This is a genomic window from Embleya sp. NPDC050154 (assembly GCF_044460165.1).
In the GTDB taxonomy this organism is placed as follows: Bacteria; Actinomycetota; Actinomycetes; order Streptomycetales; family Streptomycetaceae; genus Embleya.
The window spans coordinates 286,286-313,230 of record NZ_JBITJP010000014.1 but is presented as its reverse complement, the minus strand read 5'-3'; the positions used below and the strand labels follow the sequence as shown (position 1 = coordinate 313,230).

Here is a 26,945-nt window from a genome sequence, read left to right as displayed (position 1 = left end):
GCCAAGAAGCAGGCCGGCGACGCCAAGGAAGACCTCCGGGTCGTCGACGTCGCACAACTGCTCCTGCAATCGGTCAAACTCCCCGAACCACCGGCAGCGGATGAGGTGCCGGCGGACGCGGCAGTGAAGTAGGACCGGTTTCGCACGTGCCGTGATCGCCGTCGGCCCCTGGAGGGGTCGGCGGCGATCGCTTTTCGCGGGTCGGGTTCGGCTTTGGTTTTTGTGCCCGAATTACGACCTTCCCGGGACGACGCAGGGGGTCGAACTGCCGGTACCGTCATTGATGTGACTGGCAATGGACCCTACGACCCGTACCGGCAACAGCCCCCGCCTGCCGGCCAGGGTTACCCACCTCAGCATGGCGGGGCTTATGGCGATCAGTACGGCGGTGGCCCGTACAACGGGCAACCGGGGTACGGGCAGCCTGGGGATGGGCAACCGGGCAATGGGCAGCCGGGGTATGGGCAGCCGGGGTACGGACAGCCCGGGTATGGGCAGCCTGGCTATGGACAGCAGGGGTCTGGACAGCCCGGCTATGGACAGCAGGGGTCTGGACAGCCCGGCTATGGACAGCAGGGGTCTGGACAGCCGGGGTACGGGCAACAGGGGACGCCGCCTCCGCCGCCTCAGGGTGGGCAGGGCGGGTATGGCGGTTCGGGATCGGGTGGGTCCGGTACCGGGTCCGGGTCCGGATCCGGTGGCTCGGGTGATCCGAACTACGGTCCGCTGTCGTTGCCGGACGAGACGAGCCTGTACATCTACGGCGCGCCGCCCGAGGAGTACACGACGGTCACGCCCGCGGTGTCACCTCGGCAGCAGCAGCCGTACCAGCAGCCGCCGCAGCAGTTCAGCGGCCCGCCGCCGAGGCGCCTGCACTGGAAAGAGGTGCTGAGTGGGCTCACGCTGCGCCCGCTGCGCACGATGGACGCGGTCCGCGACCAGGCGGTGTGGTGGCCGGCGCTGATCATGTCCGCGCTCGGCGGTGCGCTCGCGGTGTTCGCGAACGACGCGTCGCGCAAGGAGATCGTCGACTCGACGCTCGCCACGAGCGTGCCGGCGCTCGGCATGGTGATCGTCATCGTGCCCGCGTTCTGCGCGCTGCTCGGGCTGGTGTCGCACGCGCTCGCGACCCAGTTCGGCGGGAACGGGTCGCCGACACCGTTCATCACGCTGTCGATGATCCTGGTCTGGATCGCGGACGCGCCTCGGTTGGTGGTCGCGATGTTCGCGCCCGACGACAACGCGATCGTGGCCGCCATCGGCATCGCGTCGTTCGCGCTGACCGCGTGGCTGTTGACCATGCTGATGACGCGCGTGCACGAACTGCCGTGGCCGCGCGCGCTGGGGTGTGTGGCGGTGGAGTTGGTCGCGTTGCTGCTGGTGCTGAAGTTGCCGCTGGCTTCGTGAGGTTGCGGGGTCGGGGTTTCGGGGCTTCGGAGCGTTGTGGCTTCGGGGCTTCGGGCGTTGCGGTGGCGGGGCGTCGCGGCGGCGGGTGTGTTGTGACGGTGGGCGGGCGGCGCGCCTTCGGCGGCTCGCGTGGCGGGTGGGCGATGGTTGGGGATGGCTCGCGGGGCGGTCGCCTGGTGGCTGCGGGGCCCTTCGCCGGACGTGGGGTGGGCGGGCCACGGTCCTGACGTCGGGTCAGGTGGCGGCCAAAGCGTGCCGGCAGTGGACCGGGTGGACCACAAGCGGCACGGTCAGGCCGCGTTGCGGATCTGTTCGGCAACCGTTTCGGGCGGTGTACTCGTAGAAGTACACCTATCCGCGCTCGACATTTCGTCGTAATCGCGGTTGCGAGGAACGGAACGGACATGCTTGTGCGGCAACGCACCCGGGCTGCGCTTCAGGCCGCCGCCCTCTTCTACGTCGTGGATCGGGGTTGGCCCGTCCTGCCCGGTGCCTACGTCGAAGACGGCCGATGTTCGTGCGGCGACACCGAATGCCCGGACCCGGGCGCCCATCCGGCCGCGGAGCCCGGGCTGACCCGGGCCACTCGATCGACCGACGACGTCTGGGAGTGGTGGAGCAGCAAGCCGTACACGGTCCTGCTCGCGAGCGGCCTGGAGTTCGACGTCCTGGACGCTCCGGCGAAGGTGGGCTACGCGGCGATCCGCCAGCTCGAGGTGGTCGGCCTGCCCCTCGGGCCGGTCCTGCATCTGCCCGACGAGCGGCTGTTGTTCCTGGTCGACCCGGGCGCGCGCAACCTGTTCTGGTACACGGTCGACCACAACGACACGGCCCGATTCGACGTCCGCCACCACGCGGTCGGCCATTTCGTACCGGCCCCGCCATCCTCCACCGCGTGCGGCGGGCGGACCCGCTGGGCGGTCCCCCCGGACCCGATCGAGCGGGGACTGCCGGGGGCGGTGGACGTGCTGGGGGCGTTGATGCGGTTCAGCACGCAGTCGCGCTGAGGCGCGGGGCGCGCTGAGGCGCGGCGGCGCGGGGTCGCGCGCGGCGGGCTCGGGCGTTGCTCGCCGTGTGGAGGCTTGGGCGTCGAGGCTTGGGCGTCGAGGCTCAGGCGTCGAGGATCTGGCCCTGGCGGGTGACGACCGGCGGCTGTACCGACCAGGGGAAGTTGATCCAGTCGTCGGTGTGCTTCCACACGTACTCGCACTTCACCAGCGACTGCGGCTTCTCGTACACCACGGCGCAGCGCACCTCGGCGACATTGCCCTCGCAGAAGTCCCGGACCAGCAGCAGCGTCTTGCCGGTGTCCGCGACGTCGTCCGCGATCAGCACCTTCTTGTTGGAGAAGTCGACCACGTCCGGTACCGGCGCGAGCATGACCGGCATGTCCAGCGTGGTGCCGATCCCGGTGTAGAACTCGACGTTGACCAGGTGCAGGTTCTTCACGTCCAGCGCGTACGCGAGCGCACCGGCCGCGAACACCCCGCCCCGGGCGATCGACAGGATGATGTCGGGCTCGTACCCGTCCTCCGCGACCTGCATGGCCAGCTCGCGCGTAGCTTGACCGAAGAGCGGCCAGGTGAGGTTTTCGCGCACGTCACTCATGTCCGGGTATGCCTATCTTCTGTTCGGGGGTTCGCGGTCGCGGTGCCGACGCGGTCTCGGGTGGTGCTGCGGTTTCGGGTGGTGACGCGGTTGCGCTTGCGGGTGCCGACTCGGCTGCCACCGTCTCGGCGGCCACCGTCTTGTCGCGCCGCCCGGTCGTGCGGTCTAGTCGCGGACGTTCGTCCGGTGGAAGTCCTTGAACGAGCGGGACGGGGTCGGCCCGCGCTGTCCTTGATACCGCGACCCGTACACCGAGGACCCGTACGGGAACTCGGCCGGCGACGACAGCCGGAACATGCACAGCTGGCCGATCTTCATCCCCGGCCACAACTTGATCGGCAAGGTCGCGACGTTCGACAACTCCAGCGTCACATGCCCGGAGAAGCCCGGGTCGATGAACCCGGCGGTGGAGTGCGTCAGCAGCCCGAGCCGCCCGAGCGAGCTCTTGCCCTCCAACCGCGACGCCACGTCATCCGGCAGCGACACCACCTCGTACGTCGAGCCCAGCGCGAACTCACCGGGATGCAGGATGAACGGCTCGCCCTCGGGCGGCTCGATCATGCGGGTGAGATCCGGCTGCTCGACGGCGGGGTCGATGTGCGGGTACTTGTGGTTCTCGAAGACCCGAAAAAACCGGTCAAGTCGAACGTCCACACTCGACGGCTGAACCATGGCCGGCTCGTAGGGATCGATCCGAACCCGACCGCAGTCGATCTCCGCGCGAATGTCCTTGTCCGATAGAAGCACGGGGAAAGGGTAATCGCAGCCACCCGGATCCACCCAAACGCGCGACCGCCCTCGCGCCCCTCCGATCCCCGCTGTCCCCTCACCCGAATCGGTGCTGCGACCACGCGCGACGATCCGGTAGAGTGACGGAGCAGGGCTCCCCGTGGGGCGCCTGATGCGGGCGTAGTTTAATGGTAGAACATGAGCTTCCCAAGCTTAGAACGCGAGTTCGATTCTCGTCGCCCGCTCGTGAGGCTTAGGCCCAGGTCACGGACATGATCCGCAACCTGGGCCTTCGTCGTTTTCAGCTCGCTACGCCCTTGCGGGCGGGGTCCGTGCCGGATGCGCGTCGATGTCGGCCCTGAAGCTTTTTGAGCCGCTTCGCGATGACGTCGGGGAGCGGCTTGGCAGCGCCGCTGCCGCCTTCGACGCAACGTCCGGCCTTGCCCGTTAGACATTTACCCTGAGCCGATGCGCCGTGTTTCCGGCAGTGGTGGCGCTGGGAGGCTTGCGGGGGAGCCCGGTCAGCAGGGATTGACCTCCGCGCGTCGTTGAAGTTGCGGGGGCGTGACAAGCCGACCGAGTCGTCGAACGGATTGCCCGGCGGGTGGCCGGTTCGAAGGTCACCACCGAGTTGTCAGTGAGCAATGCGACTGTGAAGTGCCCTTCCAAGGCCCGTCCCAGTCGGAGCAGTGTTGGTGGGGTCACCGGTCGGCCGCCGTCCTCAAGACGGCGGATGACCCGCTCGTTCATCCCCACACGGCAGGCGAGTTCTGCCTTCGTCCAGCCGAGTGCAACGCGGCGGTCGTAAACGGCTTGGGCCATCGCGTCAGCGAGCGCGGCCTCCGCATACGCCTGGTCGAACTCCTCGACCTCGCCCGTGGTCATCGCGTCCGCGTGGGACGTCTCGGGGACGGGTTCGGCAGCGGCCTTCGCGGCCCTGCGACGCAATGCCTCACGCGCAGTCATCGTCCTGCCCCCGTCAGTCATCTCGTCTGTCGCGGCCGTCGATCTTCCCGGTTTGCCACCAGCCACCGTCACCGGCCGCCCAGTTCCAGCGGCTGGGGGCGGGTTGGATGCGCGGTGAGCGGTTGGTTATGCGGTGGGTGGATGTGTTGAGGCGCGGAGGGGCGGGTGGGGCGCGCAGGTCGGCTGACGGTTTGCGGGCGGGGCGGACTGCCTGATGCGGCCTGCGTTTCTGGGCCGTCAGAGGTGTGGGATGGGCTTCAGCGCCCGATGTCGCGGGTTGTGGGGTCCTGGTGTCGGGGGGCGGAGCGGAATGTGGCGGGGGCGTTGGTGGGCGCGGTGGAGGAAGGGGCGGGGACGCGGGGAGCCGGCGGCGATGACGACAGTGGGCCGAATGAGCCTCCGATCAGGCGGGCCAAGTCCAAGTGGCGGGACGGCACGGGTGATTGCGCCTGGTGTTGTCGTGCCACTTCGATGGCGGCCGTCGACGCGACGTTGCGCCCGGCCGGGGGTGGCGCGGTGGGGGCGGGGCCCCGTGCGGTCGACGGTTGTGCCTGGTCCCGAGCCGGCGCGGGCGTCGTCTTCGTCCTGTGAGCGGCTGTCGCGGCCTGGCCCTGGGTCGGTCGCCGTGCGGGGTCCCGGTGCGATCGGACTGCGGGCTGGTGCGGTCGGGCCACGTGCCGGCCGGAGCGGGCGAGGGCCTTGCGATTCGCCGGCATGGGGCCCATCACCGGAAAGGCGCGTTCGCGGTGCAACTGATGCTGCGCGGCCGACAGGGTGTGCGCCCGCCCGCGCCATTCCTGCAGAACCGCCCCGCTTCCAGGCTTGAATGGGGCGATCGCGCTGCCGAGACGTTCGGTGATGTAGGCGTTGGCGGAATTGGCCTCCGAGCCCTCCATGACCACGTTGTCCACCGCGTATGCGGGTACCTCGTCGGCTGCCACGGTCATACCCGGGCTGTACCACAACACCTGGGTCAGATCCTCGAGAGTGACCAGACCGGCGGGTTTTCCGATTTGCCCACCGATGATTTCCCGGAGATCGTCGTACATGGAATTTGGATAATCCGGAAGGACGCCGGCATTTCTCCATTCGGGATGGGCATTCATCTCCATTACATGCGCCATCTCGTGAGCTCCGATCCGAATGGCCGTGGTTTTGGGATCCAAGTCTCGCTGGGAGAGCGACTGCAACTCCTCACGTTGTCCAGGGCTGGTCCAATAGTCGCTGAGGACGACTGAGACACCCAGGTTGACGTAATTCGCGTGCTCGCTTCCTTTCACCGGACGATCCGCTGAAAGAGTCCGGGTCACAGCACCATCTTTCTGCTCCCAATCGGCACCATCCGATGCATAGATGTTGAACGGCAGTATGTTCCCGCGAGCGCCCTTCGAAAACAATTCGGACGTTCGGAGCATCCCATCCGTGATCTCATGAAGCGTCCTGATATCGCCGCGCCATGGAAGCTCGGGTCTTTCCAGCAGACCATCCGACGCAATGGCGGCCGCCCGGCCCCCGGCGGCTTCCAGGGCTGCCTCCAGATCATTTTGGCGCCCGAATACATGAAACTCTGGCGACATCGAGAATTGGAAAATCTCATCGAGGTGGCGCTTCAGGGCACGTGCGACCGCGCGGTGGGTTGTGGCCGCGTAGATCTCGGGAAATCGAGAGCCACTTTCGTTGTTCACGTCGCACTCACTCGGGAATCGGGCCTTCGGGCGACGGGGCCCGTTGTGGGGTTTCGGCGCGACTCGGGAGGTGTGGGTGCGGCGGTCAGGGCATGCGGGTCGTTTCGTGTGCCGATCGTGAGGCGGTGCCGGGTGCACCGGGTCGGGAGTACCACGGTGCCGGGAGCCGGTTCGGGCTGTTCGGGCTCTGAGCAGTCACGCACTTGGCGCCTCGCGGCAGGGTCGGCCGGGGGTTCTCGCCTCGGAGGAAGGGGCGTTGGTGGTCGCGTTGTACTTTGCGGATGCACCCGCCCAGACGTCAAGCCGGACATTTGTTCGACGTCCTGCACGCAGATTTCGGCGGGTCTCGGATGCCTGCGGGCGGGCGGGCGTGATGTTTGGGGTTGGGGTCGGTGTGGCGTTGGGCGGTGGTGGGCGGGTTGGTGATGTTGGGTGGGGTGGTTGGGGGGCGGCGGTTTTGGTGAGGGTTGGAGGGGTTGGTGGTCGGGATGATGCGGGCTGTTGTGTTGAGTGGGCCCGGGCCGGTCGGGAATCTTGTGGTTCGGGACGTGCCGGTTCCGGAGGTGCGGGCCGGGTGGGTTCGGGTTGCGGTTCGGGCCTTTGGGCTCAATCGGTCGGAGTTGCATACGCGGCTGGGGTTGGCGGAGGGGGTCAGCTTTCCGCGGGTGCCGGGGATCGAGGCTGTGGGGGTTGTGGACGCGCTTGATCCGGCCGATGCGGGGTCTGGGCCGGCGGTCGGGCAGCAAGTGGTGACGATGATGGGCAATATGGGGCGGACCTACGACGGTGGGTACGCGGAGTACACGTTGGTGCCGGTGGGGCAGGTCATTCCCTTTTCGTCGGAGTTGCCGTGGGAGGTGGTCGGAGCGGTACCGGAGACGTTGCAGACGGCCTATGGGTCGCTGACGACCGGGCTGGATTTGGCTGCCGGGCAGACTCTGCTGGTACGCGGGGGGACTTCCTCGGTTGGGTTGGCTGCCGCCGCGTTGGCCAAGGGGCTTGGGGCGACGGTTTTGGCCACCACTCGCAAGGCCGGGAACGTGGATGTGCTGAAGGCGCAGGGGGTCGACCACGTTCTGATCGATGACGGGGATGTGGCCGGCGCGGTGCGGGCTTTGTATCCGGCTGGGGTGGACGCGGCGCTGGAGTTGGTGGGTACGCCGACGTTGCCGGACACGTTGGCCGCCACGCGGGTGCACGGGACGGTGTGTTTCACCGGGATGTTGTCCAACGAGTGGCTCGTGCGCGACTTCTATCCCATTGGGTATCTGCCGAAGGGGGTTCGGTTGACGGCCTATGGGGGCGAGAGCGGTGATCTGCCGGAGGAGGTGTTGCAGCGCTACCTGGACGAGATCGCCGCGGGGCGGATTTCGCTGGGGCCGACGCACGTCTATCGAATGGACGACATCCGGCAGGCTCATACCGACATGGAAATGGGCCACACCGTGGGCAAGTTGGTTGTGCTGACCGGTCCGTGAGCGCGCGTGCCGGGTGGTGGGCGCGACGGCATTGACTCGTGGAGGCAGGCGGCGTCTACCGCTCGTGGCGGGCGTGGGGTGCGGCCGAGGAGTCCGGGGCGGGCCGGGGTGCCGATGAGGGCGCGGGCGAGGGCGCGGATGAGGGCGCGGGTGCGGGGTTGAGGGTGGGTGGGGTGGTGGAGAAGCGGGCGGTTCGGGGGTCTCGTTCGTCACCGAAGTGCTGGGTGAGGATGGTGTAGAGGTCGGGGCGGCGGCCCTTGAGCCAGCGGCGGCCGGTGGACATCGGGATCAGGGACAGGTCGATGTCGGCGGTGACCATGGTGTCTTCGGGCGACCAGGTCTCGGTGAGGATTCGGCCGTAGGGGTCGAGGATCATCGCGTTGCCGGTGCGGACCTCGTCGTCGTCGCGGCCCACGCCGTTGCTGAAGATCAGGGCCAGGCCGTTGTCGTGGGCGCGGGCCGGGAGCCAGCGCAGGAGCCAGGCGCGGCCGCTGTCGCCGCGCAAGGCCGCCTCGATCGCGGCGGGGTCGCGGTGGCGGGCCTCCCACAGGGCCATCGGGATCGGGCGCATCGAGTGTGGGCTGCGTGAGGCGGTGCCGCCGGTTTGGTGCGGGGCGACCAGGATCGAGGCGCCGAGGAGCGCGGTGGCGCGGACGTTCTCGACGAGGTTGTTGTCCCAGCAGATGAGGATGCCGACGCGGATATCCCACGGGGTGTCGAAGACGGTGTAGCGGTCGCCGCTGGAGATGGCCTCGTGTTCGAAAGCGTGGAGCTTGCGGTGGCAGTGCACTCGGCCGTCGGGCAGGCAGACGGCGTACGCGTTGTAGAGGCGGCCGTCGGCCTCGTCGATTTCGAGGAAGCCCAGGCCGGCCGCTGTGTCCAGGTCCATCGCGAGCCGACGTACCCGTGTGACGGACGGGCCGGAGAGTGGCTCGGCGAGTTCGCGCAGGCGTTCGGGGGTGTGTCGGCGCAGGTGCCAGTAGCCGAGCAGGCACATCTCGGGCAGTACGACCAGGCGGACTCCGTCGGCGGCGGCCTCGCGGACGAAGTGTTCGACGCGGGCGAGGTTGTACGACTTGTCGTCCGGGCGCGGCTCGAACTGTACCGACGCGCACCGCAGGGTTTGCTCCATCGATCACTCCCGATTTCTGGTTCGGTGCGATCCGACCGGGTCCGGTCCGACTGGGTGCGATCCGGTTCGGTTCGGTTCGGTTCGGTTCGGTTTTCGATTCGATTGCGTTCTGTGTTCTCTCATCACAGTCGGGGACACCGGCTGCGGTCCAATGAATGTTCGGTGCGTTTCGATAACCCGATGGAATGGAACGCGATCTAGGCTTCGGTCATGGACGTGCGGTTGCTGCGGGCGCTGGTGGCGGTGGCGGACTGTGGTGGGTTCGGGGTTGCGGCGGGGCGGTTGTCGATCACCCAGCCTGCGTTGACGAAGCAGATTCAGACGTTGGAGGCGGAGGTCGGCGGCGCGCTGTTCACGCGTGGGCGGCGAGGGGCCGAGGCGACCCGGCTCGGGCAGGCGCTGTTGCCGGAAGCGCGGGAACTGGTGCGGCGCGTCGACGCGTTGAGCCGCCGCGCCGCGCAGTTCAAGCGCGGGGAGGCCGGAAGTCTGGCGGTCGGATTCGGCCTGTCCGGGATCGATCTGGCGCCACAGGCCGTGGCGGCCTTTCGACGGCGCTTTCCGGGGGTCGAGATCACGCTGGAGGACATGTCGTCGAACGCACAGGTAGAGGCGGTGCGGGCGGGCGACCTCGACGTGGGGTTCGTACGGCTGCCGGCGCCGGAGGACCTGGGGCGGCTCGTCGTACTGGTCGACACCCTGGCGGTGGCCTCACCCGGGGATCAGGATCCACCGCCGACGGATCCGGCGGGAGTCGCCGCGTGGTTGCGCGGGCGGCCGGTGGTGCGGCTGACACGTGCCAAGGGGCCGGGGCTGGTGCGGCAGATCGAGCGGTTCGAGGAGGAGTTCGGAGCCCGGCCGGAACCGGTACAAGAGGCCTCCGACCTGCAGACGGTGCTGGCCCTGGTGGCGGCCGGGGTGGGTGCGGCCCTGGTACCGGCGGGCGCCGCCGGCATCGCGTCGGCGACCGTCACGGTGACGCCGATCGAGTCCGAGAGTGGATGGGAAAGCGGGTCCGGCGGTGGGCGCGAGAACGGGTCCGGCGGGAGGTCCGCCGAAGGGTCCGGTGGTGGGGCCGGAGGTAGGACCGGTGGTGGGGCCGGTGGTGGGGCCGGTGGTGGGGCCGGTAGTGGGTCGACCGGCAGGTCGGACGCGGTTTCCTGGCGGATCGGCGCGGTCTGGGATCCCGCTCGGGCCACTCGGGTACGGGACAACTTCCTCGTCGTCGTCCAGGAACTCGCGGGTCGGCGCGACGAACTCGGCCGCGGGCGCGATCGATGGGCCGCCGACGCGGAGTCGACGTGGTCGGGTGCCAGGAGGAAAGCCGGACGCGGCCCACGACGCGGTGGTGGAAGGACCGGCGGCCCGGCGGGGTTCGCCGGGTGACGTTTGCGTGTGGACCGGGGTTCGGACGTGGCAGGGCACCGCGGCCGGGCGCTGCCGCCGGGTCGCCGCGTGCGGGGCCGCATTCGGCCGCCGTGCCGCGTCCCAAGCCCCCGCATCCCAGAGCACCGCGTCCAGGGCTCCATACCCCAGGGCACCGCGTCCAGGGCTCCACACCCCCAGGGCACCGCGTCCGGATCGCCGCCGCGCCCGAGGCGCCGCCGTCGGGGGTTACTTCTTGGCGAGGCGGGCTCGGGTCAGTTCCGGGGTTTCCGGGGAGCGGGATTCGACGGTGGTTCTGAGGTCGGCGAGGGTTTGGCCGGCCAGTTCGTGGCGCCAGGCGAGGTCGGCTCGGGACATGGCCTGGGCGATGGCGCAGGAGGTGCGGTAGTCGGCGGTGGGGTCGGCGTCGGGGCCGTTGTGCAGGATTTGTTGGCAGCGGAACGCGGGGTCGGGGCCCTCGATCGCGACCACCACGTCCATCAGGGTGATGTCCTTGAGCGCGCGGGCGAGGCGGAAGCCGCCGCGTGGGCCGGAGGTCGAGGTGACGATGCCGGCGCGGGCGAGGGCCTGGAGTTGCTTGTTCAGGTACGCGGCGGGCAGGCCGTAGAAGGCGGCCAGTTTCGTGGCCGTGACGGCCGTACCCGACTCGGCCCATGCCAGGTTGAGGCAACTGTGCAGCGCCCACTCCACGCCTTCGCTCATCTGCATATGCTGGACGCTACCCATCCAGAATAGCCGGAACAACTCCCACTCCCCCGATCGGCCTAAGGTCAGAGCGGGTGGGCGGCGAGTTGCAGGAGTCGTCTGGCCCGGGCCGCGCCGTCGAGTGGCGCGGGGTCGGTGCCGGTGCGGCAGTGCCGGCAGAGGTCGCCGGGGATCAGGTCGGGGCCGGGGCGGCCGCAGTCGGCGCATTCGACCAGGCGCGGGCGGCGCGCCTGGGACGGGATCACGGGTTGCTTCGGAGCCTTGGTGAGGCGGTAGTGCAGCAGACCGGTCTTGATCGCTCGGCCCGGTGGCGGTAGGTCTTCGGTGAGTTCGCGAAAGACCTCGGCTTCGACGTGGGTGTCGCCGCCGGCCAGACGGTCCACCAGGAACGGGACGAGGGTGCGCAACTCCCGCTCCTTGAAGGCCAATCGCTCGTCCACATCGGCGAGGGAACGGAGCAGCGCGAGCGCGCGCACGGCGGGATCGTCGACGGCCGAGACGGTGGTGGTGGCGTCGGATGCGGTAGGTGCGGCAGTGGACTCGGGAGCGTCTCCGGACGTGCGCGGCCCGGACCACTCCGTGAGGCGGCCGAGCATCCGCCCGGTCGCCGAGTCCCGTAACCGCTTGGCCACCGCGATGCCGGCCTCGGTGAGTTCACGAAGCACGCGGCGGGCGATGTGGGCGCCCACGCCGAGGAGTTCGCGGATGGTGTCGACCGTGAGCGGGGTGTCCGCGGGCATGACGTGGTAGCGGAGGGCCGCCTCCAACGCGCGCCCCGAAAGGCCGCCATATTGGGCCAACACGGTGACGACAGGGTCCTGGACAGGGGTGGGGGCATCGATACGCTGGGATACAGCCATGGGCGAGGTGGGCTCTTTCCTCGTTCGGTGGTCAGGCCCTCGCATCGGTGTTCGTAGCACCAGCGGGGGCCGACTTACGTTTTGGATACGGGGAACAGCAGACAGTGCCAGCGCGGTTACCGTCAATCACCCTCCCGAGTGATCTTCCCCCACCCAGGGCCGGCCGCCGCCCGAAGGGGCGGCCGGCCTAGTGGGTCCTAGAGAACACCGCGTCCGCACAACGGAAAACCGCACTTACGGGCTGACCTCGGCAACCGGGCAGATCCCCGGACCACCCCTCCGTACAACGGATTTCATGTGCGTCGGGAAATCCACCCGGCGGGAAATCGGGGGCGGACGCGACACGTTCGAGGCGCGATCCCCGACCGGCGTCCCCGGCCTGCCTTGGATGACAACGCGCACGGTGAGACTCCCGACAACGCGCGCGCACGACGAACTCCGGGCAACGCTCACGACGGAGCGGGCAAAAGACCCCGACGGTCCCAGCGGCGGCCCGAGCAGAGTCCCGGCGCGAATGTGCCGAAGTCCTCGGTGGCCCGTCGGGACCACCGAGGACTTCGGGCGGCGGCTACTTCGCAGGACTACCGGGTCCAGCGCGGGTCGCCGGCCATCGCCTCGAGCTGGTCGAGGGTCAGTACCGGTTCGTCGCGGGACGGCCTGTGTGGGCCGAGCTCGGGTTCGAACAGGGCCCCCTCGATGTCCTCGTCCGCGGAGGTCATGACCGTTCGGCCGCTGGAGCTGTTCCCCGCGTCGACCCACACCGTGCGCCCGTCCGGATAGCGCACCCCCGCGCGCCATTGGACGAACTCGGGCGGCGCGTTGCCCACCGGCTGCCGTGCGGCGAAGGTCGTGGTGCCGTCGGGCAGGGTCCGGGTTCGGCAGTCCGGGATCCCGGCGCAGGACTGCAGCGGCTCGTCCGTGATCCGCACGTTCGCGCTGACGCCCGACACCCCTCGCACGTCCGTGATGATCATCGACGCGCCGTAGTCCGGCTCACCCTTGGTCGTGATGTTCAGCCCCGGGGGAAGCACGCTCTCCAAGATCGCCAGCATGCGCTTGTCCGGTGTGGGAAGCGCGGTGACGGCCTTCTCCCAATGTGAGTCCGTCACGATCCGGGTGAGGTCCGCGATCGACAGTCGCGGATCCTCCTTGATCCCGATGGTGCCCTTGTCCGAACCGATGTGCTGGTCGCGGGCCCCTCCGCTGTAGACATCCGCCGCGATCCGGCCGCCGTCGGGTCGATCCAGGATGACCCGCCAATGCTTTTGCCGCTCCTCCCCCCACGCGTCGAGGTGCGTCTTGGCGACCGTCAGTTTCGAGCCGTCCGGCCGCTTGGTGGTCTTGCACTCGTCGTAGGGCTTGCGCCCGTCGACGGCGCCACAGTCGGTGAGCCGGGCGTCGGGGGTGTTCGGTGCCGGGCGCGACAGCTTGACCCGTACGCCGGTCGCACCGGTCCCGTCGCGGTACACGAGCTGCGCGGTCGGGTTCTTGGCGATCATCGGCGGGTCCTTGGGCGTGAGCTGCGACCCCGTACCGAGGGCGTCGCTCACCTCCCCCTTGGCCGGCAACAGGCTCGTGAGCACGGAGATCATCTGGTTCCCGGTCACCGGCCACCCCGTCGGCAGGTCCGTATCCGGGAGGGTACGGCGGGAGGCCGGCGACCCGTCGGCCGCGAGGCCCCGATCGAGCGCCACCCCGCCGCCGACCACGGCAACCGCCATCGCACACGCGGCGGCACCGATCCGCAGGCGCCGGACCCGACGCAGTTGCCTGCCACGGGCCAGGCCCCGAGGGATCACCCCGGGGTCGTGCTCCGGGAACGTGTCGGCCAGCGTGCTCAACGCGCCGGGCAGATCCCGCTCGAAGTCGCGGTCCGAGTCGGGAACTTGCCGATCCGAACCCCGGGAGGTCCAGCCCGGGTGGTCAGCGGCCACGATGCGATCACCGGTCCTTTCGGTAGAAGTAACGAGAGCTCAGCGAAGATGCGGAAAACCTGGGGGTGAACGTGGGATATGTCCCTCGACACCCGAAGCGCGGAAGCGTGGAAGGGTCGCAACGAACGCACGAGCGACGACCGCTCGAAGTCGGTCCCCTCACGCCCGGTCGAGGGCAAGTCCCGCCAGTTGATCGCCGAGCAACGCCCGAAGCCGATCCAGGGCGCGATGCGCGCGCACCCGTACCGCTCCCTCGGACATGTCCAGCGCGTCGGCGGTCTGCTCCACGGAGCGGTCCTCCCAGTAGCGCAGGACCAGCACCGCCCGATCCTTCGGCGCGAGTGCGGCCAGGCCGTCCAGGAGGGTGAGCCGCAGCTCGGGATCCCCCGTCGGACGGACCGCGTGTTCGGGCACCGAGTCGGTGGTGCGCTCGGTGGAACTCTTGCGGCGCTGCTGTTCGATGTAGAGGCGGACCAGGGTGGTGTGCGCGTAGGCGAACGGCCAGTCCATCCGGCTGACCTTGCGCCATCTCGGGTACAGCTTGCCCAGCGTCTCCTGGAGCAGGTCCTCGGCGCCGTGCCAGTCACCCGAGGTGAGCAGGCACGCGGTACGGAACAGCCTGCGGCTGTGCGTGGCGGCGAACTCCTGGAAGCTCGCGTCGCTCGCGCCTGCCATCCGATGCCCCCGTTCGTCGACGTCACCAGGGGAATGGGATGGGCCCGTCGATCCGTTACAGCCCGCCCGACACGGCCCGGCCGACCGGGTTCCTGGTTTCCGGTGCCCATCGGGTTGGGCAGGCTCGAGGCGCGCGTACCACGCGGTACTTCGGAGTTGGGGAGAGGCGACCGGATGGCCAGGATCAAGGGGAGCGTGAAGTGGTTCAACGAAGCCAAGGGGTTCGGCTTCATCAGCCCGGAGGACGGCAGTAAGGACGTCTTCGTGCACTTCAGCGCGATCCAGGGCAACGGCTTCAAGACACTCGCCGAGGGCCAGGCGGTCGAGTTCGAGGTACAGGACGGCCAGAAGGGCCCGAGCGCCGCCAACGTGCTGGCCATCTGACGCCGTCGACCGGGACAACCCCGATCGTGGCCACGAGGTCGGCTCGCCGATCCGTGGCCACGACGGTGCGAGACCGCGCCCGGTGGGCCGCGACCTCTACGCCAGGTACCGCTCGATCGTCTCGACCTTCGCCGTCAGCCCGTCGACGACGCCTTCGCGAATGTCCGCCTTGAGCACCAGGCTGACCCGGTTCGAGTGCGCCTTGACCGCCTCGACGGCCGCCTTCACCACGGCCATCACCTCGTCCCACTCGCCCTCGATCGAGGTGAACATCGCGTCGGTCCGGTTCGGCAGGCCGCTGGCCCGCACCACCTTGACGGCTTCCGCGACCGCCTCCCCGACGTCTTCACCGACACCGAGCGGGGACACCGAGAACGCGACGATCACGACAACACCTTCCGCAGCCCGAACAACGACGCCCCCAGCCTAGGCCGAGGCCGGCACCGCTACGCGACCTCGAAAGCGGTCCGCAGCGCGCGGCGGATGTCCGCCATCGCACGGCGCGAGACGTCGGCGGTCGGGATCGCGTTGGAGCCGTGGAAGGTACCGGGCCGGTGGTGCAGTTCCACCCGGACGCCCGCGCGGATCAGCCGGCCCGCGTACTCGATCGCCTCGTCGCGCAGCGGGTCGAGTTCGTTGGCGGTGATGTACGCCGGCGGCAGGTTCGCCACGTCCTCGGCCCGAGCCGGGGCCGCGTAGGCGGTGGGCTCGGCGCCCGCCAGGTAGTACCGCCAGCTCAGCGCCGCCTGACGGCGGTCCCACAGCGGCGCCGACTCGAACTCGAGCATCGACGGCGTGTCCAGGCGGTCGTCCAGGACGGCGGTGTCCAACACCTGGTGAACCAGCGCCGGCCCACCCTCGTCCCGGGCCCGCAGCGCCAGCGCGGCGGCCAGACCACCGCCGGCGCTGACCCCGCCCACCGCGATCCGCGCCGGGTCGCCGCCGAACGAGGCCGCGTGCTCGGCCACCCACCGCAGCGCCGCCCACGCGTCCTCGAAGCCGGCCGGGAACGGGTACTCGGGCGCGAGCCGATACTCGACGCTCACCACGACGCAGCCGACCTCGAGCGCGGTCGCCACACAGCTGCCGTCCGAGCTGTCGATGTCGCCGAACACGAAGCCGCCGCCGTGGAACCACAGCAGCACGCCGAGCAAGCCGTCCGGACCGGCTGCCTCGGCCGCCTCCTTCGGCGTGTAGATCCGCACCGGGACGTCCCCGGCCACGATCCGGTCCTCGATCAGCAGGCCGTCCGGGCGCTGCACCGGCTGGGTCCGGGCCCGCTGCGCCGCGCGGAAGGCGACCGGGTCGGAGATGTCCACGATCGGCAGGTACGGGAGGACCGCGAGCAATTCGGGGTCGATGCGGTGTTCCATGCCGCGGAAAGTAGCAGCGCACGCCGCCAACTTCTATGACGGTGCGTCAGATCCGGGCGAAGCGAGGCGGAAGTCACTCCCCCGCGGCACCCGGGCCGGCGATCGGCCCGCCGCCCGCGGGCACCCCCCGGACCGCGGGCCGGCGACCGCCCCCACCTGCGAAATCCGCTTTCACCCGGACCACCCGCGGACGCACCATGTGGCCATGAACGCCATCCCCACCACGACGCTCTGGCGGCCGACCGGACCGGCCGAACTGGAGCTCGTGCGCGAGTCCGGCTGGACCGCGTGGCCGGCCAGGCTGCCCGACCAGCCGATCTTCTATCCGGTGCTGAACGAGGACTACGCGATCAAGATCGCGCGCGACTGGAACGTACCGGCCTCCGGGGTCGGCTACGTGACCCGCTTTCGGATCGAGACCGAGTTCGTGATCCGCTACCCGGTACGGCAGGCGGGTGGCCGAACCATCCTGGAACTGTGGGTCCCCGCCGAGGAGTTGACCGAGTTCAATCGGCACATCGTGGGACCGATCGAAGTCGTGCACGAGTTCCGCTGACCCCGCGACCGCTCGGCCGACCACGAGCCGGCCGAGCGGCCGCGCACACGAACGAACGACCGAGCGCCCATCCGAGACACGTACGGCGCGGGCCGACCCGGGACACCGGATCCGCCCGCGCCGTTCGTGCGTATCGCGGCAGCACCCCACGCGCCCGCCGCACCCGGCCGGTCACTCCGTCCGAGCCACCTGCTCGGCCGCCCATTCCGCCCACTCGCGCCGCACCTGCGACAGCGCAGCCCGTATTCCAGCGGGATCTCCCCGTAGACCGACAGCGAGCCCTCGTCCCCCTCGATGTTCGCCTCCACCGCCCGCTACCCGGCGATCGTCCAGGCCCGGGAGGCCGTCCGATCGGCGGATCTTGCGCGGCGCGAGCCAGGGGAGGCCCACCGGGGCGCTCGAGGCCGGCTCACGAGGCCGGCGCCCGCAGGCTCAGCCGGGCCTGGACCGGCCAGTGGTCGGACGGGCAGCGGCCGTCCCGAGTCCAGGTCAGCGTGCGCGCGTCGACGACGTCGAAGTCGGCGGTGGCCAGGATCCAGTCGATGCGCTCGCCGTCCACGGGCGGTTCCCAGTTGTTGTACGTCCGGGTCGCGTCGGCCGCACCGGTGTCGCGCAGCAGACCACCGGCGGTCAAAACGGCGTGCGGAGCACTGGCCGCGCCGACGTTGAAGTCGCCCACCACGACGGCCGGTTCCCCGGCGAACCGGCGGGCCAACAGGGCCCGCGTCGCGTGCGCGCTCCTGCGTCGCGCGTTGGCCGAGACGTGGTCCCAGTGCGTGTTCACGAAGCCGAACTCGGTGTCGGTGGCCAGATCCCGGAAGCGAATCCAGGTCATCATCCGGGGATGGCGCCAATTGCCCCACGTGCGCGATCCGATCAGGCGCGGGAACGCGGACAGCCACACGTGATCGAAGGCCAGCGGTTCCAGTCGCTCGACGTCGTAGAAGACCGCGCAGAACTCGGACCGGCTGCCGCCCTCGCGACCGAGGCCGATCCAGTCGTACCGAGCCCGCAGTTCGCGTGCCAGCGGCCGGAGTTGATGCCAGCGCCCCTCCTGGGTGCCGAGCACGTGCGGACGCTCGCGGCGGATCAGCTCCAGCACGAGCGGGCGGCGTTCCCGCCACGAGTTCGGCGTCGGATTCTCCGGGCCGCGCAGATTGAAGGTCATCACGTGCAGGGGGTCGCTCATGTCCTGGGGACTACCACCGGGACGACGGTGGCACGCCGCAGGTCACCCACCACCCGTGCGGGTTCGGGACCGGGCCGTGGGACGGGCCCGTTTCGGCCCGTCCCCCTTCGGCTCCGGCCTGCTCGACCCGAGTCGGGCCGGCCCGGCCCGACTCGACCCACGCCCCCGACCCGCACGGCCCAGGCTCAGCTGAACACGTCGCTGACCGCGTTGACGCCGGCCGTGACGAAGTGGTCGACCAACTCGGAGAGCGAGGACGCCACCTGGGTTCCGGACAACATCACACCGGCCACGAAGGCCAGTATCAGGCCACCGATCTTGTAGTTCTTGTGGGTGACCAGGTAGAAGAGAATGAAGATGATCAGGATCGGGACACCGACGGTCACCCCGCGACCGACGCTGCTCGTCTCGGTGGTCACCGCCATTTGGAGCTCGACGATGGAGTCGGGCGCGGCAGCGGCCACGGCGCTCAGCGACATGTGCATGATTCCCCTCCGGTCCTGCGGTCGTCCGCCGGTCCCTGTTTGCCTTGGCGTACCCGTGATATGACGGTTCGTAAGCTACTCACGTCGCACGCACCGTCACCCGCCACCGATGGGGATGGATGCGCCGGCCATCAGACCGGCGAGCACCCAGGCCCAGCGCATGAGCCGCATCAACGGCCATTTCGCGCTGACGATCACGATCCAGAAGCCCATCATGAGCCACAGGCAAAAGGCCGCCATGAAGCCTGCCTCGGACGAGCAGCTCACGAGGAGCCCCGCACCGTAATAGGCGGCGAATCCGGCGGGAATCAGCATGGCCAGGTCGGTCCCGGTGAACGGACCGAAGCTGGACCCGGTACTCCCGTCGGTACCGCCCGCGAACGGCGCCGGCACCTTGGGTATGCCCGAACTCCCACCCTGTGTACCGGAATCGGCCGGTCCGGTGGAGTCGTCTCCGGCGCCGGCCGCGGGGCCCTTGCGGACGAACCTGGCCAGGCCGGAGGCGCCGGCGGAGGTGCTCGCGGCGTCGGCCGCGGCGCCGGCCCCGGCCGCGCCCGCTCCCGAGCCGGTCGCCTTCGCGGGCTTGCGCCACGGCAGCTTGCGCGCGCTTTCGACGGGGGTCGCGGGGGCGTTGTGTCGGCCCGGGTCGCGAGGCTTCATCACGTGCCGCACCGTGGGGCGCGTGGGAGGGTCGGCGGCCCCGGGGCCGCGCTCGGACCGTTGCGCGTCGGCGCTTCGGGCGGCATCGGCGCGGCGCTCGTCGGCTCGCCCGGGGCGCGCGCCCGACCCGCTCGCGCGCTCGGTCGTACGCCGGGCCTCGGCCGCGTCCCGCTCGTGCTTCCGACGCTCCCGCAAGTCCCGCCGCCAGGACGGCTCGTCGTCCTGGCGCGGCGCGCGGGTGCCGCGCGAGGAGCCGCGTCCGGGCTCGCTCACGCGTTCTTCACGAGGGGCCGGGAATGCCGGTTCCTCGTCGTCGGGGTCGGCGAGATGACGGCGACGGACCAGGTCACCGAGTCGAAGTCCGCGTGCCTCGGGGGGTGGTGGCGGCTCGTACGCACTCATCGCCTGTTATCCCCCTCCCGACTGACGTGGGCACGGCTTGCAGGCGCGGCTGTGCCGGTATGCCGCCAGTATCCACGGCGCGGCTATCCCGATCGCGAAGAACTCACCGTCGCGCGCGCGCCCCTTGAGATGCAGCACCACCGCGAACACCGCGGCGGTGCCCAGGATGAGCATGGTCAGCACGTTCGAGTGAACGATCTTGAGCGCGATCCAATTCGAAGACGAGGTACGGGTCTTGACCGTGCTCTCGACGAACTTCTTGCGCCAGTCGCCGGCCATCACGGCCCCCAGGGCTCGGTCGTACCGAGCCGTGCGTCGATCACCGAGGCACCCGTCGGCGGTACACCGGTCACGACCACACCGAACGTCGGAGAACCGGTCGGTGAATTGGCGAAATATGAAGCGTGGGGCGGCCGTCGGTCACCGTCACCGATGCCGTGTGCCACCCGGGAGGGCCAGGACATACGCGGACTCCTCTCGTCCGGTGTCGCATCGCGCCCGTCGACCGGGGCCACTTCGACCCGGCGGCGGAGCTCACGGTGGTGAGGTGACGGCTCCACTCCTCTTTCCGCAGGCCGCACTCATAGCGCGGCAAACCGGTACGTTCCATTTGACCTTGTTCAGTGTGGCCAGTGGGCGGGACAGCGTCAAGGGGCGACCGCTCGGCTGCGTTGCGTAGCCCAGCGCTCGCCCCTTCGAGGCATTCCCTTGCACTCTAAGGGCTCTGACGAACCGTCAGATACCCTGCCGATGATCTTCGGCCACTGTTGATCTGCCGTCAGATCCGCTCCGCCGGGATCCGTCCCATCCGACCGGCCTTGAAGTCGTCGAACGCCTGAGCCAGTTCGGCGTGCGTGTTCATCACGAACGGGCCATACCAGGCGACTTCCTCGCCGATCGGCTGCCCGCCCAGGACGATCACCTCGAGGTTGGGCTTGTTCGAATCCTGCCGGGTGTCGGCCTGGAGGTCGATCGTGTCCCCGGCACCGAACACCGCGAGCCGGCCGGTTTCGATCGGTCGCCGATCGGTGCCGACGGTGCCGGAACCCGCGAGTACGTACACCAGCGCGTTGTAGTCCTTGTTCCAGGGCAGCGAAAGTCGTGCGCCCGGATTGACCGAGGCATGCAGCAACGTGATCGGGGTGTGGGTGATGCCGGGACCGTCGAAGCCGCCGACGGAGCCGGCGATCAGCCGGACCAGCGCGCCGCCGTCGTCCGACGCGAGCAGCTTGACGTCGCCCGCGCGGATGTCCTGGTAGCGCGGATCGGTCATCTTCTGCGCGGACGGCAGGTTCACCCACAACTGGATGCCGTGGAACAGACCGCCACTGGCCACCAGCGCCTCCGGCGGCGCCTCGATGTGCAGCAGACCGGAGCCGGCCGTCATCCACTGCGTGTCGCCGTCGGTGATCACACCGCCGCCGCCCGCCGAGTCCTGGTGTACGAACTCGCCGTCGATCAGATAGGTGACCGTCTCGAAGCCGCGGTGCGGGTGCCACGGGGTGCCCTTGGGCTCACCCGGCGCGTAGTCCACCGCGCCCATTTGATCCATCATGATGAACGGGTCGAGGTAGGTCTGGTTGACCCCCGCGAGGGCGCGCCGCACCGGGAAACCCTCACCCTCGACACCGCTCGGCGCGGTGGTGACGGCGAGTACGGGACGCGGCCGCGCGTCGAGACCGGGTTCCGGCAGACGCGGCAGGGCCAGCGGGTTGGAAACGGTGACGGCGGGCATGGCCTGCTCCTCGAGGACGAGTGCGGTCCCGGCTTTCCCGGGTCTTGCTCGCCTCAACGATAGTTGCCCTCTCAACATTCCCCGCGCGGAGGATCCTCTTTCGGGCATGCGGAAGCGGCCGGGTGGGCGCGGCACGCGGCCGGTCCAGGGGTGGTGGAGGGCACGAAGAGGGCCCGAATGGCTCGGGCCGGCATCCGGGGCGGGTTTCGGGCCCGGCTTTGGATTGGGCTGCGAGCCCGGCTTCGAGAAATCGCGCTACAGGCCCGGCTTCGGAACGGGCTTCCGGCCGGGATCCCGCCGGGCTTCGGGCCGGATTCAGGCCCGGCTCCGAGCCCGGCTTCAGGCCGGAAGCGCCCGGTTGACGCTCGGCAACGACCGCTGGCCCGCGAGCCGCGCGAGCGTGGCGTCCACCGAGTCGGGCGAGAGGATCTGATCCAGGGCCATGAAGGCGCAGCCGGTCAGACCCGCAGCCTCACCCAGCACGCTCGGCACGATCCGCAGCTCGCGCGTGGCCACGGCGGTGGACCGCTTGTAGACGACCTCGCGCACGCCCGCGAGCAGTGGATCACCCGCGTCGGCCAGGTCGCCGCCCAGCACCACGACCGCCGGGTTGAGCACGTTGACCACGCTCGCCAGCACCTCGCCGAGCATGCGACCCGACTCGCGCACGAGCCGGACCGCCTCGGGCTGACCGGCCGCCGCCAAGGCCACCACGTCCCGCACGCTGGAGACCTCGCGACCGTCCGGGAACCGTGCCCCGTGCGCGGCCAGCGTCTCGATCAAGTGCCGTCCGCTGGCCAGCACTTCGAGGCAGTCCACATTGCCGCACCAACACCGCACGCCGGTGCCGCCGGCGACCGGGATGTGCCCGATCTCGCCCGCCGCGCCGAGTGCGCCGCGGTACACCTTTCCGTCGGCGACTATGCCCGCGCCGATACCGGTGGACGCCTTGACGAACACCAGATCGCCGGCGTCGGCCCGGGCCCGGTACTCGCCGAGCGCCATCACGTTCACGTCGTTGTCCACGTACACCGGTACCGGCAACCGGCGTTGCAGCGTGGGGGCTATCGCCACCCCGTCCCAGCCGGGCAGCGTCGGCGCGCCGGCCGCGCGCCCGGTGTCCAGCTCGACCGGCCCGGGAACGGCCACCCCGACTCCGCGCACACGCGCCGGGTCGAAGCCCTCCTCCGCCAGCATCGTGTCGATCCAGTCCGGGAGTCCGGTGAGCACCGCGTCCGGTCCGCCCTGCGCGGCCATCTGGGTCTCCCGGCTGGCCAACACCCGGCCGGTCAGGTCGCAGACCGCCAACTGACCTCGGCTGCTGCCGAGCGACGCGGCGAGCACCAAGCCGCCGTCGGGGTTGAGTTCGAGGCGGATCGGCGGTCGGCCGCCGGTGGACACGCCGTCGGCGCGCTCGGCGAGCAGGCCCGCGTCGACCAGTTCGTCGATCCGGGCCGCCACCGCGGATCGGGACAGCCCGGTCAGCCGGGCGACGTCCGCCCGGGTCTCGGCATCCCCTTCACGCACAAGGCGAAGCACCTCGCCTGCACTGCTGTGCGGAATGGGGTTCGCGCGTCGGGCCATGCCATCCAGTGAACCAGGGCAGCTTTCCCTCGGTCAAAGCCCTAAGTTCACTACTTCGACACCCGAGCGTCACTCTTTTGCTTGCCAAGAGGCAAAAGTACCCCTAGTTTGGTACCCGAACCGGCAGAGCAGCCGCCGACAGCAGGGGCACGAAGATCGTGAGCGAGCAGAGGATCCACCCGACGGTGGCCGCAGTGACGGAGCGCATCGCGCGCCGCAGTGCCGCCACTCGTACGGCTTACCTGGAGCGGATCCGGGCGGCGGCCTCCGAGGCCCCCGCACGCGGTCAGCTCGGTTGCGCGAACTTCGCCCACGGCTTCGCCGCCTGCTCGCCCAGCGAGAAGCTCGGGCTGCGCGGCACCGGCCCCCAGGGCCCGGTCAAGCCGAACGTCGCGATCGTCTCCTCGTACAACGACATGCTCTCCGCGCACCAGCCGCTGCGCACCTACCCCGAGCAGCTCAAGGCCGCGGTGGCCGAGGCGGGCGGCGTGGCCCAGTTCGCGGGCGGCGTACCCGCCATGTGCGACGGGATCACCCAGGGCCGCGCGGGCATGGAGCTCTCCCTGTTCAGCCGCGACGTGGTCGCGATGGCGGCGGCGGTGGCGCTCGCGCACGACATGTTCGACGGCGCGCTGATGCTCGGCGTGTGCGACAAGATCGTCCCCGGCCTGGTGATCGGCGCGCTGTCCTTCGGGCACCTGCCGACCATCTTCGTGCCGGCCGGTCCGATGTCCTCCGGCCTGCCCAACAAGGAGAAGGCCCGGGTCCGGCAGCGCTTCGCCGAGGGCAAGGTCTCCCGCGAGGAACTGCTCGACGCCGAGGCCGGCGCCTACCACGGCATCGGGACCTGCACCTTCTACGGCACCGCCAACACGAACCAGCTCGTGATGGAGGTGCTCGGTCTGCACCTGCCGGGCGCCAGCTTCGTGCACCCCGACCAGCCGCTGCGCAAGGCGCTGACCGACGAGGCGGGCCGCCGGGTCGCGGCCACCACCTCGCTCGGCGACCCGACGTCGCTGGTCCGCGAGTACACGCCGATCGGCGAGGTGCTCGACGAGAAGGCCTGGGTGAACTCGGTCGTCGCGCTGCTGGCCACCGGCGGCTCCACCAACCACACGCTGCACCTGGTCGCGATGGCCGCCGCCGCCGGGATCACGCTGACCTGGGACGACTTCGCCGAGCTGTCCACCGTGGTCCCGCTGCTGACCCGGATGTACCCGAACGGTCCGGCGGACATCAACCACTTCCACGCCGCGGGCGGCACCGCGTTCCTGATCGGCACGCTGCTCGACGGCGGGCTGCTCAACGAGGACGTGCGCACCGTCGCGGGCGACGGGCTGAACCGGTACCGGCGCGAGCCGCAGCTCACCGAGGACGGCTCGATCGTCTGGGTGGACGGCCCGACCGAGAGCCTGGACCTGGAGGTGCTGCGGCCGTACGACAAGCCGTTCGCGCCCGACGGCGGGCTGCGGATGTTGCACGGCGATCTCGGTCGCGCGGTGATCAAGGTGTCCGCGGTCGACCCGTCGCACCACGTGGTGACCGCGCCCGCGCGGGTGTTCGACGGACAGGCCGAGTTCCTCGCCGCGTTCGAGAACAACGAGCTCGACCACGACCTGATCGCGGTGCTGCGCTACCAGGGCCCGCGCGCGAACGGCATGCCCGAGCTGCACAAGCTGATCCCCGCGCTCGGCGTCCTGCAGGACCGGGGCCACCACGTGGCACTGGTCACCGACGGCCGGCTCTCCGGCGCGTCCGGCAAGATCCCGGCGGCGATCCACTGCACGCCCGAGGCGGCGGCCGGTGGCCCGATCGGCAGGATCCGCGACGGCGACATCGTGACGGTGGACGCGGTCGCGGGGACGCTGACGACGGAGGCCGACCTGAGCGTGCGCGAGGTCGCCGGCGCGGCCCCGACCGACGCCGAGTGGGTCGGTACGGGACGTGAACTGTTCACCGCGCTGCGCGCCGGGGTCGGCCCGGCCGACCTGGGCGCAGGCGTGTTCGGCGCGGTCGCGGCCGCAAGTTTCGACGCTGGGACTTTTGCAGGAGGAACAGCGTGAGTGGCACCGTGGCACAGCCGACCCCCGACAGCCCGTGGCTGGTCGCCGACATCGGCGGCACCAACGCGCGCTTCGCCGTGGTCTCCGAGCCGGGCGGCCGGCCCGAACACGTGCTCGGGCTGCGGAGCGAGGACCACGTGGACCTGGCCGCCGCGATCGAGGACTACCTGGACCGCTCCGGCGCGGCCCGGCCGAGCGCGATCTGCGCGGCGGTCGCGGGCCCCGTACACGGCGACCGGTTCCGGCTGACCAACGGCGCGTGGGTGCTGTCCATCGCGGAGACCCGGGTCAAGCTGGGCGTCCCGGATCTGCACCTGATCAACGACTTCGAGGCGCTGGCACTGTCGTTGCCGCACCTCGCGGGCGACGACCTGATCGTGGTCGGCGACCGACTGCCCGACCCGACGCTGCCGATGGCGGTGCTCGGCCCCGGTACCGGACTCGGCGTGGCCGGTCTGGTACCGATCCCGGGCGGCGGCTGGGTGCCGCTGCCGGGCGAGGGCGGACACGTCCTGCTCCGTCCGGCGCACGGTCCGGACGCCGCGGCCCTGGAGGTGCTGCGCGACGAGCGCGGCGGCCTGGGCACGGTGACCGCCGAGCACGTGCTGTCCGGCCCCGGACTGTGTCGCCTGCACCGCTGCACGGCCGCGGTGCGCGGAGTCCCGGCCGAGGCGCTCAGCCCGGCGGACATCTCCTCGCGCGCGCTGGACGGCAGCGACGAGGTGTGTGTCGCGACGGTGGAGACGTTCTGCCGACTGCTCGGCACGTTCGCCGGTGGGGTGGCCCTGACCATGGGCGCTCGCGGCGGCGTCTTCCTGGCCGGCGGCATCCTGCCCCGGATCATCGACGTGCTGCTCAAGAGCGAGTTCCGGATGGGCTTCGAGACCAACCCGACGATGGCGCCGTACCTGCACCGCATCTCCACCGCACTCGTGGTGGCCCCGCATCCGGCACTGCGCGGCGCGTCCGCGTGGCTGGACGCGCGCAGCACTCGACTCGTGGAGGTGGCGGCGTGAGCACGTCCGCTCTGGACCTGGCCCCGGTGATCCCGGTGGTGATCGTGGACGACGTGGAGTCGGCCGTCCCGCTGGCGCGCGCGCTGGTGGCGGGTGGACTGCCCGCCGTCGAGGTCACCCTGCGCACGCCGGCCGCGCTCGGCGCGATCGAGCGGATCGCGGCCGAGGTCGAGGGCGCGTTCGTGGGCGCCGGTACGGTCCTGACGCCGGATCAGGCGAAGGCGGCGGCCGAGGCCGGCGCGCGCTTCCTGGTCACGCCGGGCTGCACCGAGACGCTGTACGGGGCGCTGGTGGACACCGGGCTGTCCTTCCTGCCCGGGACGTCGACGGTGTCCGAGGTACTGGGGCTGCGCGAACTCGGGGTCCGGGAGATGAAGTTCTTCCCGGCCGAGGCCTCGGGCGGCGCGCCGTACCTGAAGTCGCTGGCCTCGCCGGTGCCGGATGTGCGGTTCTGCCCGACGGGCGGAATCACCCCGGCCTCGGCCCCGACCTACCTGGCGCTGCCGAACGTGGCGTGCGTCGGCGGGTCCTGGATGCTTCCCGCGGACGCGGTCGCCTCGCGCGACTGGGCGCGGGTGGAAAAGCTCGCTCGCGAAGCCTCGGGGCTGCGCGGGTAATAAATCGTCCCCTGGCGCGCTCTGCCCTGAGGTGCGCCAGGGGCACGGACCGCGGATGGTGGGCCGTATGAGGGTTCGGCCCACGAACGAGCAGGTCGTATGAGGGTTCGACCTGCGGAGACCGCGAATAGGGACCCGCTCTTCGGCGAGGAGAGCGGGTCTCTTCTTTTTTGGGCGACTTCGTCGCCGGCTCGCGAGGCCCCACCTTTTTTCTCTCCCCCGCTTCGCTCCTCCGAGAAAAAAGGTGGGGCCTCGCTCGGGGCTTCGTGTCCCTCCGCTTCGCTCCGGGGCACGAAGCCCAAACTTGCGGCTCCGCCGC

At 70.2% G+C, this 26,945-nt stretch carries 26 protein-coding genes and 1 tRNA gene; 10 read left to right on the top strand and 17 right to left on the bottom strand.

Translation table 11 applies throughout. The features are described 5' to 3' along the window. The first annotated feature begins 732 nt into the window (after positions 1-732). Both ACIBSV_RS28700 and ACIBSV_RS28695 read left to right on the top strand, forming a co-directional pair. Entirely contained in the window at positions 733-1,407 is a 675-nt protein-coding gene (locus ACIBSV_RS28700; protein ID WP_395867954.1) for a Yip1 family protein, read from the top strand. A 404-nt stretch (positions 1,408-1,811) separates the two neighbouring features. Then, on the top strand, positions 1,812-2,414 hold the full coding sequence (locus ACIBSV_RS28695; protein ID WP_395867952.1) for a bifunctional DNA primase/polymerase: 603 nt from the start codon (positions 1,812-1,814) through the stop codon (positions 2,412-2,414). Positions 2,415-2,517: 103 nt separating this feature from the next. On the opposite strand, the gene ACIBSV_RS28690 is transcribed toward ACIBSV_RS28695, so the two are convergent. Both ACIBSV_RS28690 and dcd read right to left on the bottom strand, forming a co-directional pair. After that, the gene (locus ACIBSV_RS28690; RefSeq protein WP_395867950.1) at positions 2,518-3,015 is read right to left on the bottom strand and encodes a phosphoribosyltransferase; all 498 of its coding nucleotides are present in this window, start codon (positions 3,013-3,015) and stop codon (positions 2,518-2,520) included. A gap of 165 nt (positions 3,016-3,180) precedes the next feature. Beyond that, entirely contained in the window at positions 3,181-3,762 is a 582-nt protein-coding gene (gene dcd / locus ACIBSV_RS28685; RefSeq protein WP_020557430.1) for a dCTP deaminase, read from the bottom strand. Between the two features lie 156 nt (positions 3,763-3,918). Here dcd and ACIBSV_RS28680 point away from each other — a divergent pair. Further along, positions 3,919-3,989, top strand: a tRNA-Gly gene (locus tag ACIBSV_RS28680). Positions 3,990-4,191: 202 nt separating this feature from the next. Here the strand turns inward: ACIBSV_RS28680 and ACIBSV_RS28675 are convergent. Together ACIBSV_RS28675 and ACIBSV_RS28670 are read right to left on the bottom strand one after the other, a co-directional pair. Next, positions 4,192-4,629: a helix-turn-helix domain-containing protein gene (locus ACIBSV_RS28675; RefSeq protein ID WP_395867948.1), complete on the bottom strand. Its 438-nt coding sequence runs from the start codon at positions 4,627-4,629 to the stop codon at positions 4,192-4,194. Between the two features lie 338 nt (positions 4,630-4,967). Then, positions 4,968-6,395, bottom strand: a complete 1,428-nt coding sequence (locus ACIBSV_RS28670; protein ID WP_395867947.1) for a hypothetical protein — start codon at positions 6,393-6,395, stop codon at positions 4,968-4,970. 488 nt (positions 6,396-6,883) lie between these two features. Between ACIBSV_RS28670 and ACIBSV_RS28665 the strand changes: the two genes are divergently transcribed. Beyond that, positions 6,884-7,873: a zinc-binding dehydrogenase gene (locus tag ACIBSV_RS28665; protein WP_395867984.1), complete on the top strand. Its 990-nt coding sequence runs from the start codon at positions 6,884-6,886 to the stop codon at positions 7,871-7,873. 55 nt (positions 7,874-7,928) lie between these two features. Here ACIBSV_RS28665 and ACIBSV_RS28660 read toward each other — a convergent pair whose 3' ends face one another. Then, on the bottom strand, positions 7,929-9,005 hold the full coding sequence (locus tag ACIBSV_RS28660) for a nitrilase family protein (RefSeq protein WP_395867945.1): 1,077 nt from the start codon (positions 9,003-9,005) through the stop codon (positions 7,929-7,931). Between the two features lie 210 nt (positions 9,006-9,215). On the opposite strand from ACIBSV_RS28660, the gene ACIBSV_RS28655 reads away from it, so the two are divergent. After that, positions 9,216-10,388 carry a LysR family transcriptional regulator gene (locus tag ACIBSV_RS28655; RefSeq protein WP_395867943.1) on the top strand — a complete coding sequence of 391 codons (1,173 nt, stop codon included), beginning with the start codon at positions 9,216-9,218 and terminating at the stop codon, positions 10,386-10,388. A 228-nt stretch (positions 10,389-10,616) separates the two neighbouring features. On the opposite strand, the gene ACIBSV_RS28650 is transcribed toward ACIBSV_RS28655, so the two are convergent. From ACIBSV_RS28650 to ACIBSV_RS28635, 4 genes are all read right to left on the bottom strand, one after another. After that, positions 10,617-11,096, bottom strand: coding sequence for an RrF2 family transcriptional regulator (locus tag ACIBSV_RS28650; RefSeq protein WP_395867940.1), 480 nt, complete (start codon positions 11,094-11,096; stop codon positions 10,617-10,619). A 62-nt stretch (positions 11,097-11,158) separates the two neighbouring features. After that, positions 11,159-11,953, bottom strand: a complete 795-nt coding sequence (locus ACIBSV_RS28645; RefSeq protein WP_395867938.1) for a hypothetical protein — start codon at positions 11,951-11,953, stop codon at positions 11,159-11,161. 581 nt (positions 11,954-12,534) lie between these two features. Continuing rightward, entirely contained in the window at positions 12,535-13,887 is a 1,353-nt protein-coding gene (locus tag ACIBSV_RS28640) for a hypothetical protein (RefSeq protein WP_395867936.1), read from the bottom strand. Positions 13,888-14,046: 159 nt separating this feature from the next. Next, on the bottom strand, positions 14,047-14,562 hold the full coding sequence (locus ACIBSV_RS28635; RefSeq protein WP_395867935.1) for a SigE family RNA polymerase sigma factor: 516 nt from the start codon (positions 14,560-14,562) through the stop codon (positions 14,047-14,049). A gap of 174 nt (positions 14,563-14,736) precedes the next feature. On the opposite strand from ACIBSV_RS28635, the gene cspE reads away from it, so the two are divergent. After that, complete coding sequence (gene cspE, locus ACIBSV_RS28630; RefSeq protein ID WP_395867933.1) at positions 14,737-14,946, top strand: transcription antiterminator/RNA stability regulator CspE; 210 nt, start codon at positions 14,737-14,739, stop codon at positions 14,944-14,946. Between the two features lie 96 nt (positions 14,947-15,042). Here the strand turns inward: cspE and ACIBSV_RS28625 are convergent, their stop codons facing one another. Further along, positions 15,043-15,333, bottom strand: coding sequence for an MTH1187 family thiamine-binding protein (locus ACIBSV_RS28625; RefSeq protein WP_395867931.1), 291 nt, complete (start codon positions 15,331-15,333; stop codon positions 15,043-15,045). A 59-nt stretch (positions 15,334-15,392) separates the two neighbouring features. Beyond that, positions 15,393-16,319, bottom strand: coding sequence for an alpha/beta hydrolase (locus ACIBSV_RS28620; protein WP_395867929.1), 927 nt, complete (start codon positions 16,317-16,319; stop codon positions 15,393-15,395). A 205-nt stretch (positions 16,320-16,524) separates the two neighbouring features. Between ACIBSV_RS28620 and ACIBSV_RS28615 the strand changes: the two genes are divergently transcribed. Next, positions 16,525-16,875 (top strand): hypothetical protein, encoded by a 351-nt coding sequence (locus tag ACIBSV_RS28615; RefSeq protein ID WP_395867927.1) that lies wholly within the window; start codon positions 16,525-16,527, stop codon positions 16,873-16,875. 409 nt (positions 16,876-17,284) lie between these two features. Here the strand turns inward: ACIBSV_RS28615 and ACIBSV_RS28610 are convergent, their stop codons facing one another. From ACIBSV_RS28610 to ACIBSV_RS28585, 6 genes are all read right to left on the bottom strand, one after another. Continuing rightward, positions 17,285-18,064 carry an endonuclease/exonuclease/phosphatase family protein gene (locus tag ACIBSV_RS28610; RefSeq protein ID WP_395867925.1) on the bottom strand — a complete coding sequence of 260 codons (780 nt, stop codon included), beginning with the start codon at positions 18,062-18,064 and terminating at the stop codon, positions 17,285-17,287. Positions 18,065-18,249: 185 nt separating this feature from the next. Continuing rightward, positions 18,250-18,543, bottom strand: a complete 294-nt coding sequence (locus ACIBSV_RS28605) for a hypothetical protein (RefSeq protein ID WP_395867923.1) — start codon at positions 18,541-18,543, stop codon at positions 18,250-18,252. A gap of 102 nt (positions 18,544-18,645) precedes the next feature. Next, entirely contained in the window at positions 18,646-19,611 is a 966-nt protein-coding gene (locus tag ACIBSV_RS28600) for a hypothetical protein (protein WP_395867921.1), read from the bottom strand. Between the two features lie 6 nt (positions 19,612-19,617). Beyond that, positions 19,618-19,890, bottom strand: a complete 273-nt coding sequence (locus ACIBSV_RS28595; protein ID WP_395867919.1) for a hypothetical protein — start codon at positions 19,888-19,890, stop codon at positions 19,618-19,620. Between the two features lie 499 nt (positions 19,891-20,389). Next, positions 20,390-21,346, bottom strand: a complete 957-nt coding sequence (locus tag ACIBSV_RS28590; protein WP_395867917.1) for a pirin family protein — start codon at positions 21,344-21,346, stop codon at positions 20,390-20,392. A 339-nt stretch (positions 21,347-21,685) separates the two neighbouring features. Continuing rightward, positions 21,686-22,873 (bottom strand): ROK family protein, encoded by a 1,188-nt coding sequence (locus ACIBSV_RS28585; RefSeq protein WP_395867915.1) that lies wholly within the window; start codon positions 22,871-22,873, stop codon positions 21,686-21,688. Between the two features lie 230 nt (positions 22,874-23,103). Between ACIBSV_RS28585 and edd the strand changes: the two genes are divergently transcribed. The 3 genes from edd to eda are packed head-to-tail and all read left to right on the top strand — an operon-like array spanning position 23,104 to position 26,626. Next, a complete protein-coding gene (gene edd, locus ACIBSV_RS28580; RefSeq protein WP_395867982.1) occupies positions 23,104-24,993 on the top strand; it encodes a phosphogluconate dehydratase in 1,890 nt (629 codons plus the stop codon). Continuing rightward, the gene (glk, locus tag ACIBSV_RS28575) at positions 24,990-26,009 is read left to right on the top strand and encodes a glucokinase (RefSeq protein ID WP_395867913.1); all 1,020 of its coding nucleotides are present in this window, start codon (positions 24,990-24,992) and stop codon (positions 26,007-26,009) included. The genes edd and glk overlap by 4 nt, the downstream gene beginning before the upstream one ends. Beyond that, positions 26,006-26,626: a bifunctional 4-hydroxy-2-oxoglutarate aldolase/2-dehydro-3-deoxy-phosphogluconate aldolase gene (eda, locus tag ACIBSV_RS28570; protein WP_395867911.1), complete on the top strand. Its 621-nt coding sequence runs from the start codon at positions 26,006-26,008 to the stop codon at positions 26,624-26,626. The genes glk and eda overlap by 4 nt, the downstream gene beginning before the upstream one ends. Positions 26,627-26,945 lie beyond the last annotated feature (319 nt).